At 40.6% G+C, this 15,294-nt stretch carries 13 protein-coding genes; 4 read left to right on the top strand and 9 right to left on the bottom strand.

The genetic code is table 11. The features are described from left to right. Positions 1–19: 19 nt before the first annotated feature. Positions 20–499, bottom strand: coding sequence for an Lrp/AsnC family transcriptional regulator (locus tag ACSSS3_RS16720; protein ID WP_009780242.1), 480 nt, complete (start codon positions 497–499; stop codon positions 20–22). Between the two features lie 67 nt (positions 500–566). Beyond that, positions 567–1,730, bottom strand: coding sequence for a M14 family zinc carboxypeptidase (locus ACSSS3_RS16715; RefSeq protein WP_442845583.1), 1,164 nt, complete (start codon positions 1,728–1,730; stop codon positions 567–569). A gap of 290 nt (positions 1,731–2,020) precedes the next feature. On the opposite strand from ACSSS3_RS16715, the gene ACSSS3_RS16710 reads away from it, so the two are divergent. The 3 genes from ACSSS3_RS16710 (at position 2,021) to ACSSS3_RS16700 (ending at position 4,888) form a co-directional block, all read left to right on the top strand. Continuing rightward, on the top strand, positions 2,021–2,443 hold the full coding sequence (locus tag ACSSS3_RS16710) for a helix-turn-helix domain-containing protein (RefSeq protein WP_442847436.1): 423 nt from the start codon (positions 2,021–2,023) through the stop codon (positions 2,441–2,443). Positions 2,444–2,482: 39 nt separating this feature from the next. Next, on the top strand, positions 2,483–2,860 hold the full coding sequence (locus ACSSS3_RS16705; RefSeq protein ID WP_442845582.1) for a DNA topoisomerase IV: 378 nt from the start codon (positions 2,483–2,485) through the stop codon (positions 2,858–2,860). A gap of 78 nt (positions 2,861–2,938) precedes the next feature. After that, positions 2,939–4,888 (top strand): tetratricopeptide repeat-containing sensor histidine kinase, encoded by a 1,950-nt coding sequence (locus tag ACSSS3_RS16700; protein WP_442845581.1) that lies wholly within the window; start codon positions 2,939–2,941, stop codon positions 4,886–4,888. Here ACSSS3_RS16700 and ACSSS3_RS16695 read toward each other — a convergent pair. The 5 genes from ACSSS3_RS16695 to ACSSS3_RS16675 form a co-directional block, all read right to left on the bottom strand. Then, complete coding sequence (locus ACSSS3_RS16695; protein WP_442845580.1) at positions 4,885–6,951, bottom strand: response regulator; 2,067 nt, start codon at positions 6,949–6,951, stop codon at positions 4,885–4,887. The genes ACSSS3_RS16700 and ACSSS3_RS16695 overlap by 4 nt on opposite strands. Positions 6,952–7,103: 152 nt before the next feature. Continuing rightward, positions 7,104–7,556: a large conductance mechanosensitive channel protein MscL gene (gene mscL, locus ACSSS3_RS16690; RefSeq protein WP_442845579.1), complete on the bottom strand. Its 453-nt coding sequence runs from the start codon at positions 7,554–7,556 to the stop codon at positions 7,104–7,106. 3 nt (positions 7,557–7,559) lie between these two features. Next, entirely contained in the window at positions 7,560–10,199 is a 2,640-nt protein-coding gene (locus ACSSS3_RS16685) for a DNA gyrase/topoisomerase IV subunit A (protein ID WP_228229741.1), read from the bottom strand. Between the two features lie 35 nt (positions 10,200–10,234). Continuing rightward, on the bottom strand, positions 10,235–12,091 hold the full coding sequence (locus ACSSS3_RS16680) for a DNA topoisomerase IV subunit B (RefSeq protein ID WP_442845578.1): 1,857 nt from the start codon (positions 12,089–12,091) through the stop codon (positions 10,235–10,237). Positions 12,092–12,300: 209 nt separating this feature from the next. Further along, positions 12,301–12,978, bottom strand: a complete 678-nt coding sequence (locus tag ACSSS3_RS16675; RefSeq protein ID WP_442845577.1) for a DUF2461 domain-containing protein — start codon at positions 12,976–12,978, stop codon at positions 12,301–12,303. Between the two features lie 102 nt (positions 12,979–13,080). On the opposite strand from ACSSS3_RS16675, the gene ACSSS3_RS16670 reads away from it, so the two are divergent. After that, positions 13,081–13,521, top strand: a complete 441-nt coding sequence (locus ACSSS3_RS16670; protein ID WP_442845576.1) for a hypothetical protein — start codon at positions 13,081–13,083, stop codon at positions 13,519–13,521. Here ACSSS3_RS16670 and corA read toward each other — a convergent pair. Then, positions 13,516–14,631: a magnesium/cobalt transporter CorA gene (corA, locus tag ACSSS3_RS16665; RefSeq protein ID WP_228229737.1), complete on the bottom strand. Its 1,116-nt coding sequence runs from the start codon at positions 14,629–14,631 to the stop codon at positions 13,516–13,518. The two genes, ACSSS3_RS16670 and corA, sit on opposite strands and share 6 nt — an antisense overlap. A 75-nt stretch (positions 14,632–14,706) precedes the next feature. Continuing rightward, positions 14,707–15,252, bottom strand: coding sequence for a type 1 glutamine amidotransferase domain-containing protein (locus ACSSS3_RS16660; RefSeq protein ID WP_442845575.1), 546 nt, complete (start codon positions 15,250–15,252; stop codon positions 14,707–14,709). Between the last annotated feature and the right edge of the window lie 42 nt (positions 15,253–15,294).

The following is a 15,294-nucleotide window of genomic DNA, read 5'->3' as shown; positions in this document are numbered from 1 at the left end:
AATAGTTCTTTGGTCTTCATTATAGATCTTGAAAAATACTGTGCATCAAACGCTTTTTATCGTTTATGCTCTCGTCAAGAGAAATCATGGTTTCGGTACGATATACTCCTTCGATATCATCAAGCATAAAGATGATGTTTTTAGCATGCTCGGTATTCTTGGCACGCACTTTACAGAAAATATTGAATTTTCCGGTCGTAACGTGAGCTACAGTAACATAAGGAATTTGGTTGATACGCTCCAAAACAAATGTAGTTTGACTTGTTTTATTGATATAGATACCTACGTAAGCTATAAAAGAGTAGCCTAGTTTAGCATAGTCAAGTGTCAACGAGGACCCAACGATAATGCCGGCTTCTTCCATCTTCTTAACACGTACGTGAACGGTACCTGCAGAAATAAGCAATTTTTTTGCGATATCGGTAAATGGTGTGCGTGTGTTTTCGATCAACATATCCAATATCTGATGATCAACCTCGTCTAATTTGAATTTTGCCATTATTAGTTAATTTAATTATATATAAATCAAAAATAACACAAAATCACTGAATAATTCACAATAAATCTTAGGATTTTAGCGAAAACGTTGTAGGTAATTTGCCTTTTACTTCTAATTCTTCAAGAATTGCCCCTTCCTGAAGTACAAAATCGGAAGAAAAAACAGGTTCAGCACCTTGAAAATCCAACTCCTTATGACCTGTAAATTTTTCTAAATCAGATATTTGAGCAATTTTAGGCACAAAATGTATTGCAGAATTGTGCAACTGCTCTTCGTATTGAATCGCCAGATCTGTAATCCCTTTTTCAGGCAGCTTGAGACCTCTTAAAATGATATCGTAAAAGCATTTTTCATTCTCGGGAATCGAAAAATACGGTTTATAATCATCGTTTTCTTCCCAATTCTTCAATATTACCGATTCCAAAACGCCTAAAAGTGATAAAAACATAAAGGCCCTGGTTTCTTCCCGGTCATAATCTTCGTGAAAATGCCCGGCTTCAAATAATAGCGTAGGAATGTTAAGCTGTTGAAGCGTATCTCCGACACAATTAATATTAAATCCGTCATCATAACGTCCTATTTGACCCGGTATAAACGTATTGAGAATTTCAGCAAGTCGTACTATAATCGCCATCCCTTTTTTACGGGATTGGGTTACGGTGCGCAGCTCATCCTGAGACGGTGATAGAAACGATACCGTGGCACTCCTGGCAGGATTACCCACCCCAAAAATTGTACGCTGCCCATGTAAATTGAGGCATAGATCCGGTTTAAAGCCGGTATATAACTGATGCAGTATGCGGCTTTCGGGCTGAGAACGGTCCTGAGCATCGCGATTGAGGTCAACCTTATTGGCATTTACGCGCGTGTAAGCCTCTGCCCCGTCCGGATTAAGCATGGGAACAAGCTTTAATGTGATTTTAGAACTCAGGTTAGCAAGCGCCTTCACTTCGCTATTATCGCTTAACCACTTAAAAAGATCAAATACAGCCTTTGTAGTGGTACTCTCATTACCATGCATTTGAGACCAGCCCAAAATTTTAAAAGCACCTTTTCCCCAAGTCACAGCATGCACAGGGCGACCCTGAACAGAATCCCCTAAAAGGTCAACCTGGAAATCGCCGGAGAGATTTTGAATTAAGGGAAGTATATGTGACTGGGTTATATATCTCCCGTGAAGTCTTTTTTCCCTGGCGTTGGTATGCCAGGTTTTCAAATGTGAATAATCCATAGTAGCTATTGAATTACAAATGTAAACAATGCAATATTTACAAATGTAAACAGGTTTTTGGAATCAAGTTGTTTATTGATGTAAACACTTATTTTCTATTGTAAACTCACGCCTCGGAAAGATTCCTTACACCTTTCTTTCTGTAATTAATTGTTTATTTTACAGATATTTAGGTACATTTATATCAATACTAAGTTTAATACTGAATCGGCTTGTTTACATTTGTAAAAACCGATTCTCCTTTTTATTTGTTACATTTGTAACTTCAAAGGGAATTGACAGATGTTACAATGGTAAACAGTGAGAAATTCGCAGAGCGACTTCAGAAAATAATGGATGAATATGATTTAAACGCTACTTCATTTGCAGATGCTATTGATGTAGGCCGCTCTTCCATTTCCCATATCGTATCCGGAAGAAACAAACCCAGCCTGGAATTTGTGATGAAAATTGTGGAAGCATTCCCCGAAGTAGAATTGTACTGGTTGCTCAACGGTAAGGGCAGTTTCCCAAAAAAGGCTGCTGTGCAGATGAAAGCTCCCCCTGCAAAAACAAATTATGAGATCGATTTTGATCAGGCTACAAATACAGAGAGTATCCCGCCCAAACCTGTTTTGGAGAAAACAATTCCCGAAGCCTCTTCTGCCGACCTTGAAATTGAACGTATTGTTATCTTTTATAAAGACGGTACGTTCAAAAGCTTTTTACCCTAAAATAAATGCTTTGAATGAATAGTTGTAATTTTACGCATTATGAGTCGTAGCCTGTTTTATTTATACATTTGCTTTCTTTTATCCTCCTGTTACGATACCACGAGGGATTGCACTTCTTTTCAAAATGGTACTTTCGAATTTGAGACGTATTTAAATGGTGAGCTTGTAAAAACCACGTTTGTACGCAACGACACTTTAGAAGTTGATTTTTTTGAAGGAAAGGCCGATAGTTCGAGTATTCGCTGGATTAATGATTGCGAGTACATCGCAAATAAACTCAATCCCAACAGTATGATGGAGCGTAAAGCGCTGCATTTTAAGATTCTTACTACTTCTGAAGATTCTTATACATTTGAATACGGGATTGTGGGCGAAAGCAAAAAACAGAAGGGTTCGGTAAAAAAAGTTTCCAATTGAAGTGAATTTTGATTTAAATCAACCATCTTCGTGTAGGTGATTCAATATCAGTATATTTAGAACTTCAATCAGATTTTTATGTTCCGAAATACATCGATCTGCTCTAATCTCTTTACCGTACTTTTCAGTTCAATAGCCCTTTTCGCTTTAGAAATTAAGGCTCAACAGCCTTCCGGTACAAAAGATCCCGCTAATTACCTTTTAGAAAAGCGGTTTACTCACTATGATTCCGTCCAGAACTACCTGCGCACTTTTTCTAGAGACTCTGTTGCGCTCAAACAATTTATTCAGAACAGCAGACAAATAAATTATGCGTACGGTGAAGCTTTCGCCGAAAATAGCCTGGGTGTTCTATACCGTGATATTTCCAAATACAATCTTGCCTTAAATCATCATGATAAGGCTCTGGAAATCGCCCGTGAACTTGATGATGTTGAGCTTGAAGTTTCTGCTCTTAATATGACCGGGGTGGTCTACCGGCGCATCGATGCCGTGCGTTCTGCGCTGGATAAGCATAATGCGGCACTCGAGCTTGCAGAACGTGAAGAAAACCCTTCTAAAACACTGCTCAAGGGTATCGCCATTTCCCTTAACAGTATAGGTAATATTTACCTGCTGCTGCGCGACTACGACATGGCTGAGTCCTATTTTAAAAGAGCTATCATTCGGGAAGAAGAGCTGGGAAGTGATCTGGGACTCGCTATTAATTTTGCCAATTTGGGCATAGCCTACGAAGAGCGTGAACAATTTGATGAAGCCTTAGTGAATTACCGCAAATCGCTTGCGTACAACAATAAAATCAACAGCGATCTGGGTCGGGTCATTTGCAACAACAGCATTGCTCAGGTTTATCTCAAACAAGGCAGAGCCCGGGAAGCCCTGGATCTCATTGAGGCTTCTATGGATGATGTAAACACTATAGGCGATCAGTTTTATATCGCTCTGGCAAATATAAACCTGGGTTGGGCTCATAGCGAACTCAAAAATTACCCGGAAGCCGAACGTTTCCTGCTTAAGGGAATGGAGCTGTCAAAAGAAAAAAACTACAAGCAATTTTTAAGTATGGCTTACATGCACCTGTCCCAGCTTAACGAAGCTCGTCTTAATTATGAGCAGGCTCTTGAGTATCAGCGTTTATCTCAGGACGTGCAGGCCGAATATCTAAATGAGGCTAACCATAAATACGTTTCTGATCTCAATTTAAAATACGATAGTGAGCAAAAGCGCAATATGATAAGCCTTCTTGAGCAAAAGAATAAGCTTGCGGAAGTAAAACTCAATCAGGCCCGAAAGAACAACATTTTTATTTTGGTACTTTTTTCCCTGATTTTTCTGCTCCTGTTTTTTGGTTACAGGCAATACCGCTTAAAGAATCAAAAAGAGCAACTCAAGGCCGAACAAAAGCTTATGCGTTCTCAGATGAATCCGCATTTTATATTTAATGCCTTGTTATCTATACGCATCTACCTGCAAAATCATAACGTTGAAGAAGCCATTGATTATCTGGGGCAGTTTGCAAAGCTTATACGCTCTATTTTATCGAGTTCTCTGGCAAAAGAAAACACGCTTCAGGAAGAACTGGAAACCATGCAATTGTACATCAATATCGAAAACATTAGATTTTGTAATGAAATAGAAACAAAGCTTCATATTGATGATTCCATTAATCTGGAAGAGGTAAAAATACCTGCTCTAATCTTACAGCCTTTTGTAGAAAATGCATTGTGGCATGGCTTACAGCCCAAAGAGGGCAAAAAGGAGCTCGCTATTGATGTGACCAGAAAAAATGATAAGTATGTAAACATCAGTATTACCGACAATGGTATAGGTCGCGCCAAAACTATGGAAATCCCCAAAGACAAACGCAACACTCAGAAAAAGTCTATTGGTATTGATCTTACGTTAAGCAGATTACAGTCCTTTTCCAAAAATTTGGACAACAACTATAAACTGCACATCGTCGATTTATATAATGATCAACAACAGGCTCTGGGGACCCGGGTGCTTTTAGATTTACCCTTACGTTAAATCGCGGTACGGGAAGGTGGTTTTTGAAATTTCTCCCTGAGAATCGCAAGCAACTTGGTTTTGTCTATGGGTTTGGTTAGGTAGTTATCCATTCCGCTTTCTAGACCTTCTGATATGGAAAGTGATGTTGTATCTGCCGAAAGGCCTAAAACCACTACATCAGGATGATCTTCCTTAATTTTACGCGTAGCCTCAAAACCATCCATTTCGGGCATATGCACATCCATAAAAATGAGGTCGTAGGTTTTGGTCTGGCATTTTTGAACCGCTTCGAGCCCATTTTTAGCACTGTCGGAATGAAGCCCCAAACGCTTTAGCAACTCACTGAGTATTATAATATTCAGTTTATTGTCATCAACGATAAGCACGTCTAAAGGGGGTAAATCTGCCAAAATCTTGCTGCTCAGGTGAATCTCTTCTTTTTTGTGAAGGCCATTAAAAGCCAAATGAATTATAAACTCTGAACCCGTTCCTTCTTCGCTCATCACTTCAATATTGCCACCTAAAAGCTGTACCAGTTTGCCTGAAATAGCCAACCCGAGTCCGCCACCGGAATGCTTTTTACGAATTCCTGAATCCAGCTGTGTAAAGCGGTCAAAAATGGTGTCTATTTTGTCTTTCGGGATTCCAATTCCGGTATCTTTTATGCTTATCGCCACATATAGCTGCTCTCCCTGTTCGTGTTCCGAATAGGTAAGTGTTATGTTTCCGCTTTGCGTAAATTTTATGGCGTTGAGCAGGATGTTGCCTACTATTTGCTCAAATTTACTGCGATCGCCATTTACATAGTTTTTTGCTTTGGTCTGTACATCTACAATAAATTTCAGTCCCTTTTCCTCAATCGCCTTACGGTTGAAGGAGGTGACATTGGCGATCACCGATACCGGAGAAAACTCAACGCTGTAAATACCTGAAGAACCCGATTCGAGCTTGTCCATACGCAGTAAATCGTTTATCAAGCCCAATAATTTCCTTGAATTTTCGCGTAACAGAGCTTTATATCTTGGATCCTCAGCTTTTTCGGGATCGGTTTCCATAAGATCTGCAATCCCTACAATAGCATTGAGCGGGGTGCGTATTTCGTGACTCATATTTGAAAGAAACGAAGCCTTTGCTTCAACGGCGTTTTGTGCAATTTCGGTTTGCTGCTGAAACTCCCGGTTGAGTATCATTAAGTTTTGGTTGGCCTCAAGTGCAATCCTGGTTGCACGACGCGACTTGCTGTGTAAAAATTTGAGTAATCCAATCGCCAAAGAGAGAAAAATACCACATATCAATGCATAGTTGGCCACTCTCGAAGAATCTGCAACGACATCCGGATTGGCAAATGTGAGGTTGAAACTCCAGGATTCATTTTGATCTGCATCTAATACAAGATTGGTTTCAAAGATATACTCCGGGTCCTTCTGCGCTAAATCGTAATTATTAAAATCGTAGAAGCGCGTCCCCTGCTCGTCCTCAATTTTTATGGAATAATCTCCCAGATACGAACTGAGCCTGTTAAACTCATCATTAAAATCCATCCCTCCGGTTATGGTTCCCTGAAATTCACCATTGTAAAATACGGGGACATCAATGAGGAACGAGAACCCACCCTGGGTAAGACTGGTCCACTGAGAAATGTTAATCTCGTGCGCATTACCCATATTTCGCCAGTCTTCATACCGCCAGTCAAGATTTTTGATATCAAGCCCCTTAACCGCTTTATTTTCGTTTAGAGGGACGACCTCTTCAATGATCCCATTATTGTTGATGAATTCTACAAATTCAAGCGATTCGTTTTGAATGAGTAATCGCTGTGCATCATCTTTCCAGTAATCAAAGTACAAACCTTCTGTTTCTTCAATACGCTGTGCAATGTCCCGCAATGACTGAACATTTTTTTCAACCGTACGTTTAAAATCCTGAGCGGCAAGACTACCGCTTAATTGAATCTGATTTGTAAGGCGTTCGGGCAGTTGCTTTTTGAAATAGCTGTATAGCGTAAGGCAAATTAATGCAGGTATTAAAAAGAAAACACCCGCCAACCAGTATGATCTTAATGAAGGTTTGGGTGTGGTCATAAAAACATGTATAGTTTAGGCTTACTAAAATATTGAATTTTAACGCATTTTAGCAAAAATAATCTATCATTTACCGATGAACTACACAACTAATTGAAATTTCCAAGTAAAAAAAAGTATAAAAAGGAGTTTTTGGAGAAATTGGGATGCTTTTATTCCCTGCGGATGGTCTTTTCTTTTAGAATGCGGTTTTGTTCTTCAAGCAATTCATTCATTCGCGCCATAAGCTGAATCTCTTTAGGAGTCTCAACCGTAGGGTTGTTTTCGTCCTCGCTTTTAGCCTTAAGGGCATTCATTAATTTCATAACAATAAACACGACAAAAGCTATTATGAAAAAGTCTATAAATACACTTATAAGCTCTCCATAACCAATAGACACGACTTCTACGTTTGTACCATCGGCCTGTGTATAGGCTTCTCTTAAAACAATTTGTTTATCTTCAAAATTGACCCCATCGGTGAGTAAAGTTAACGGGGGCATCATAACCTGTTTGACCAAAACGTCAATGACTTTTTGAAATGCAGCACCAATAATCACCCCAATGGCGATGTCTACCATATTGCCTTTTACGGCAAACTTTTTAAATTCCTGAATTAATCCCATAGTTTAAAAAAGAGATCCCTGTGTGCCGTCGCCTTTAGGTGAATCAGGATCAGTCGTATCTGCGTCTGTATCAGTCTCTGAATGATCATCTGCAGCATCGTAGGTCTCCACTTCTTCTTCCTGCTCTTCCTCGTAAGGTAAGGGTTCCAGTAAATTGATTTGTTTGAGTTTTTCGGTGTAAAATTGGTTTCCAAGAGCGGTAATACCCTTAACGGCTATAAAGTCTTCAATATTTACGGTTTCATTAGGCTTTTGATCTTTGCCGCGTTCTTTGTAAAAGACCATTTCGACCACCGGTCTGTAATCTGTAGAAACAATCTCGAGCTGGGTATCTTTATGTTCAGAAACAAAACTTTCTTCCTTCTCGGGATTTTCAATTAAAAAGCGTTTAACATAATAGCGCTCCCGGTTCCCGTCCCAGTAAATTGCCGATATGGGTTTTTCGGGAATCCATTTTTCAAGAACGATGATTTTGTCATCAAATCGCGTGGTGAGTTCGGGCACAATAGTTTTGGCAACCCCATCCTGAGTTACGATTAACAGGCGATCTTCTCCTTTAAACTCGCCTAAAAGTTCACCCCGGCCGTCTACATTAAGACGCTGTACCGAATCGTCAAACCAGACTTTGCGCGGTTTTAAGGTTGAAACTCCTTTTTCTTTAAGCTCAATGGTACGTACAGCGTGCTTGGTTACAATATTACCATTGGCGTTGCGCCCTTTGATGAGAATTTCTGAAAAATCCAGATCAAATTTGAGTTTTTTGACATTTCCTATTGATCGTAAATAAACGGATACTACTTCCGCTTCCCCATTGGGGTTTGCCGAAAAATACCAGACATGCGAGCCTTTTTTACCTTTGGTCATATCGTACTCGCGATCCCGCGTCGTACTGGTAACGTTGAACCGTTTTACATAGGTCGCGCCTCCTTTTCCGTCCCGGTAAATCATATTGTAAATGGTGCGCTTGTCTTTTTTCTTATAAACAGCAACGTGAATAATGTCTTTACCTATAAAGGTTTTGCTGTCTACCTTGGTCACCATCATTTTACCCTCTTTGGTAAAAACAATAATGTCGTCTATATCTGCACAATCTGTAACATATTCGTCCTTTTTAAGTGCTGTACCCACAAAACCTTCTTTACGATTTACATAGAGTTTGGTATTGCGAATGACCACTTTAGAGGCTTCAATATCATCAAAGAGTTTAATTTCGGTTTTACGCTCGCGACCTGCGCCGTATTCCTTTTTTAAACGCTTAAAGTAATCGATGGCAAACTCGGTGAGATGAGCCAAATGATGTTTTACCTGAGCGATCTGATCTTCGAGAGCTTCAATTTTTTGCTGCGCTTTATCAATATCAAATTTAGAGATACGTTTGATACGTATTTCGGTAAGGCGCACGAGATCTTCCTCTACAACAGGACGCTTTAAGTGTGCGATATGAGGTTTTAAACCTTCATCAATAGCTTTAAGTACCCCTTCCCAGGTTTCTTCTTCTTCAATTTCCCGGTAGATGCGGTTTTCAATAAAAATACGCTCAAGTGACGCGTAATGCCATTGATTCTCCAACTCTTCCAGCTGAATCTCGAGTTCCTGACGCAGCAAATCTTTGGTGCGTTCGGTTGAAATACGCAACATTTCGCTTACCCCCACAAAGAGCGGCTTGTTGTCTTCAATAACACAGCCCAATGGCGAAATGGAAACTTCGCAATTAGTAAACGCAAACAATGCACCTATGGTCTTGTCGGGAGAAAGGCCGGGTGGCAGGTGAATAAGGATTTCAACCTCGGAAGAGGTGTTGTCCTCAATCTTTTTTATTTTAATCTTTCCTTTATCATTTGCTTTTAAAATACTGTCTATCAGCGATGTGGTGGTGGTGCTAAACGGTATTTCGGTAACAACTAAAGTATTCTTATCCAGCTGATTGATTTTGGCTCTGACCCGTACTCTTCCGCCACGTTTTCCGTCTCTGTAATCGCTGAAATCGGCTTCACCGGCAGAGGGAAAATCGGGTAAAAGCTTGAATTTTTTCCCCTGTAAATGCCTGATGGAACCGTCAATGAGTTCAATAAAATTATGGGGTAAAACTTTGGTACTCAAACCTACCGCAATACCTTCGGCTCCCTGAGCGAGCAATAATGGGAATTTAACCGGAAGATTTATGGGTTCTTTACGCCGCCCGTCATAAGAGGCCTGCCAGCTCGTGATTTTAGGGCTAAAAAGTACTTCAAGTGCAAATTTTGAAAGCCGTGCCTCAATATAACGCGAAGCTGCTGCACTATCGCCGGTAAGGGTATTCCCCCAGTTACCCTGAGTATCAATGAGCAAATCTTTTTGCCCCATTTGCACCATCGCGTCAGCGATACTGGCGTCTCCGTGGGGATGGTACTGCATGGTATGCCCTACGATATTGGCAACCTTGTTGTAGCGCCCGTCATCCAGATCTTTCATCGAATGCATAATACGCCGCTGCACCGGTTTAAAACCGTCTTCAATTGCAGGAACCGCACGCTCCAGAATTACATACGAGGCATAATCGAGAAACCAGTCTTTAAACATGCCCGTAACACGGGTGATGGTCTCTCCTGAATTAAGCTCTTCAGATGGGTCTAAATTAGGATCTTCGTAATTTTCTTCGCTCATAATGATCTGACTGGCAGAATATTGGGGATTATCGTTTAATTCTCTAAAACCGGATCGAGTTCTACTTTCAGGTTATTGATGATAAACTTTTGACGGTCCGGGGTGTTTTTGCCCATATAGAATTCGAGGATTTCTTCGATAGACATGGTCTCATCAAGCATAATAGGCGCCAGACGAATACTATCGCCAATGAAATGTTTAAACTCATCTGGGGAAATTTCACCTAAACCTTTAAATCGTGTAATTTCAGGTTTACCGCTCAACTCCTCAATCGCATCCCGGCGCTCCTGCTCGCTGTAGCAATAAATGGTTTTTTTCTTGTTACGTACCCGAAATAAAGGCGTTTCTAAAATATAGAGATGCCCTTCTTTAATCAACTCCGGGAAAAACTGCAGGAAAAAGGTAATGAGCAGTAACCGGATGTGCATCCCGTCAACATCGGCATCGGTTGCGATTACAATGTTGTTGTAACGCAAATCTTCCATCGACTCTTCAATGTTGAGTGCCGATTGTAACAGGTTAAATTCTTCATTCTCATACACGATTTTCTTGGTCATGTTGTACGAGTTGAGCGGCTTTCCGCGTAAGCTGAACACCGCCTGCGTATTTACATCACGGGATTTGGTGATCGATCCCGAAGCCGAATCCCCCTCAGTGATAAAGAGTGTACTCTCCAGATTACGCTCTTTTTTACTATCTGTTAAATGGATGCGGCAATCGCGTAGTTTTTTGTTGTGCAGACTTGCTTTTTTAGCCCGTTCTTTGGCCAGTTTACGTATTCCGCTAAGTTCGGTGCGCTCCCGTTCTGCCTGTAAAATCTTGCGTTGAATCTTATCTGCGGTTTCGGGATTTTTATGCAGGTAATTATCAAGATTGGTTTTCAAAAAATCGTTGATATAGGTACGCACTGTTGGAAGGTCGCCGCCCATATCGGTTGAGCCCAGTTTGGTTTTGGTCTGCGACTCAAAAACAGGCTCCATAACCTTGATGCTTATCGCCGAGACAATAGATTTTCTGATGTCTGAAGCATCGTAGTTTTTATTGAAGAATTCGCGTATGGTTTTTACTACCGCTTCGCGAAAAGCCGCCAGATGCGTTCCTCCCTGAGTGGTGTTTTGACCGTTAACAAAAGAGTGGTATTCTTCAGAATATTGTGTGCGGCTGTGGGTCATTGCCACCTCAATATCATCACCGCGCAAGTGAATTATGGGGTAAAGTACGTCGTTCTCCGCAATACGGTCTCCCAATAAATCTTTAAGACCGTTTTCGGAGTAAAACTTTTCACCGTTAAACACAATGGTAAGACCGGGATTGAGATACACGTAGTTTTTAAGCATACGCGCCACATACTCGTTACGGTATTTGTAGTTTTTAAAAATGGTTTCATCAGGCACAAAGGTTACTTTGGTTCCCTTTCTGCGTGAGGTTTCCTCTAAAAACTCCTCGTCTTTGAGGTTTCCGCGTTCAAACTCTGCAGCTGCCGATTTACCATCGCGGGTAGATTCTACCCTGAAATATTCAGAAAGAGCATTTACCGCTTTGGTACCTACCCCGTTAAGACCTACCGATTTTTTAAAGGCCCGCGAATCGTATTTACCCCCGGTATTCATTTTAGAAACCACATCTACCACCTTACCCAGCGGAATCCCACGACCGTAATCGCGTATGATTACCCGGGTTCCCTGAATACTCACCTCTATGGTTTTACCGGCACCCATCACATACTCGTCAATCGAGTTGTCAAGTACTTCTTTTAGCAGAATGTAAATCCCGTCATCGGCGCTTGAACCATCTCCCAGTTTCCCAATGTACATACCGGGACGCATACGAATGTGTTCCTTCCAGTCAAGGGATCTGATATTATCTTCGGTATATTTAGTTTCTTCTGACATACGTGTATTGCCTTAAAAGCCGGTTGTAAGGCGTTAAAAATGCATTAAGTTAAACCTGGCGAGGTGTACCTCAACCTGTTTAGTCTCGATTATCGAGAAGCGGGATGATTGCTAATATAGGACTTCAAGGACGGTTTTTAAAGCCGAAAAAATCAAAGTAATTAACAAAGTTTTCAAGAATTGAAAAATGACTTCTTATGAATTGAAAATCAGATAATAGGTTCGCCGTTAAGATCAGTGGTTAAAACTTCGGTCATATAATCAAAAAAGGGAAGCATTAACCGGAAATAGCTCAGCACCTGATCCTGAAAATCAGGGTGAAGCACTTCCTCATCTGTAAAATCGTGCTTTATGGCAAATTTCTTGTTGCGTATCAGGTCAATATTGGGATCTTCCTTGCTAAAGCCTTTTGGAGCGGTTTTAACGACATCATCCTCCATAAAACCTCCAAATGCTTTTTCAAATTCCTTTTGTGAAAGTATATCGCGTATGGGCTGCGCGTCAACTTCAAATTCTTTACGAATACGCAATAAATCTGCCGGTTGCGGGGCGAAAAAGCCACCTCCTACAAAACTTTTTCCGGGTGCGATCTGCAAATAATAACTTCCTCTTCGCGTCACGCCTTCCCGGTAGAAAATTACACTTCTATTTGTTTTGTAAGGCTGTTTATTTTTACTGAAGCGCACATCTCTGTAAATACGAAACACCTTTTCGCGCTCGATCCCATCAAACTGCTGCATGCGCTCCCGCGTGTCCTTGCAAAAGGCTTTAAACTCCTGCTCCAGTTTTTTAAATCGGCTTTTGTGCTCGTCAAACCACTCGCGGTCGTTGTTTTGTTTTAACTCGTTTAGAAAATCAAAATAGGCGGCAGGTAGCTGCTTTGCCATAACTTGTATTTTTTAGGTGTTTATTTTAGGGTCTAAACAATGCTTTTTAAACATTTAGTTTTAAAATTGGTATTTTTAGTACTACTCAAATATAACCTAATTATGGGTACAACACGCCCCTCCCAACGTTATTGGATTATTGCCGCACTGGCTGTTTTGTGGAATTTGATCGGTTTATTTATGTATACCAATCAGGTCTTCATGAGCAATAAGCACCTTGCCGAATTACCTGCAGAACAGGCTCAGTTAATTACCGAAATCCCGCAATGGGTAAACGGAGTTTATACCGTAGCTGCAATTACCGGATTGTTGGGGAGTGTTTTCTTAATTATACGCCGGGGTACTGCTGTTACTTTATTTGGAATCTCTTTACTTGCAATACTTGTTCAAATGGGATACTCCCTTTTTAGCATGGATTCCATAGAGGTGTATGGAATGGTACAGGGCCTTATAATTCCTGTTTTACAACTGGGTGTATCTGTTTTTCTGGTAATATTCAGCAAAAGAAGTGCTCAAAAGGGCTATTTGATTCCCGCATCATAGCCATTTTTTCCGCTTAAAATAATAGAGCAACAGAAAAAATATGACGATCATAAGACCCCACAGGTAAAAATAACCATAGCGCCAGCTTAACTCTGGGATGTATTCAAAATTCATCCCATAAATTCCTGCCATAAACGTAAGCGGTATGAATATACTGGAGATGATGGTAAGTACTTTCATAACCTCATTCATACGGTTGCTTATCGTAGTCATATACATATCCATAAGTCCCCAGGTCATCTCCCGGTAGATATCAATACTATCAGAAACCTGAGTGACGTGATCGTACAAATCCCGGATGTAGGTTACCGTGCGCTGGTCTATAAGCTGACTATCCATTTTTTCCAGACGGTTTACGACTTCTCTAAACGGAAAAACCGCCTTTCTAAGACGTAATACCTCGCGTTTTAAATCCTGAATATCCTGTGTAATGTCTTGTTCGGCCTGGTTCGCAAATAAAACATCCTCCAGCGTTTCGATACGATCGCTCATATTTTCAATCAACGTAAAATAATGATCCACCACAGCATCCATGATTGCAAACATCAGGTAGTCTGCACCCGCGTTACGCACGCGGCCTTTACCGTTTGTTATACGCGTACGCAGGGAATCGAGCACGTCTCCGTCTGCTTCCTGAAAGGTAATCAGGTAGTTTTCGCCCAGCACCAGACTGATGTGTTCATTCATAAATTCTCCCTTCTCATTAAAATAGAGCATCTTAAATACCACAAACAAATAATTGGGATACTCGTCAATTTTGGGACGCTGGTTGGTGTCTACAATATCCTCAAGAATAAGCGGATGCAGATCATAATGCTGCCCGAGTTTCTCGATCTGATCGGTAAGTGCAAGACCATTAACATTGATCCATGAAATCTCGCCGGGATTGTGTTTATCAAAAGCTATCGAGACATCACTGCCCTGCTCTACTTTATAAGTATCTGGTGTGTATTCGATAAGCTCAACAGACACGTGCTTCTGCTCTTTACTCCCGGTATACGTAAGTGTGCCCGGCACATCATTCTTCAGCAACTTGTGTGCACTCTTAATTTTAGGGATTCTGGGTAGTCTGGGAAGTTTTGGCTTCTTCAGCTTTATGTTTTTGGCCATATTTAGATTCTAATAAATTTAAAAATAGAAAAAGTCCGTCAAAGACGGACTTTCCCAATACTATTTTAAATCAATTTAGGCATGTTGTAACTCGTGCTTACCTTCTTTAATCTCTTCGATTAATTTGGCATTAAATGCCGGTAAATCATCAGGATTTCTACTGGTTACAAAGCCCTGATCTACAACAACTTCTTCATCTACCCATTCAGCTCCTGCATTGATGAGATCATCTTTAATAGAGTTGAAAGAGGTCATTTTTCTGCCTTTTACCACTCCGGCACTAATTAATGTCCAGGGTGCGTGGCAAATAGCTGCTACGGGCTTATGTTGCTCGAAGAAATCCCTTACAAATGATAAGGCATCTTCATTTCTTCGTAATTTATCTGGATTTATTACTCCGCCCGGAAGTACCAGTGCGTTATATTCGCTTGCTTGTACTTCAGACAAAGTTTTATCTACCTTATATTCATCACCCCAGTCTGTGGACGCCCAGGCTCTGATTTTTCCGGCTTCTTCACTTATAATATGTACTTCAAAACCTTCTTTTTTCATCGCTTCTAATGGAGAAGTTAATTCAACTTCTTCAAATCCGTTTGTGGCTAATATTGCTATCTTTTTCATATCTGATTAAATTTTTTGGTTATTAATTTCTACTGAAGCAAA

Source organism: Leeuwenhoekiella sp. H156 (assembly GCF_052218455.1).
Classification (GTDB): domain Bacteria; phylum Bacteroidota; class Bacteroidia; order Flavobacteriales; family Flavobacteriaceae; genus Leeuwenhoekiella; species Leeuwenhoekiella parthenopeia.
The sequence above is the reverse complement of the archived record's forward strand: the minus strand, read 5'-3'. Positions and strand labels throughout refer to the sequence as shown.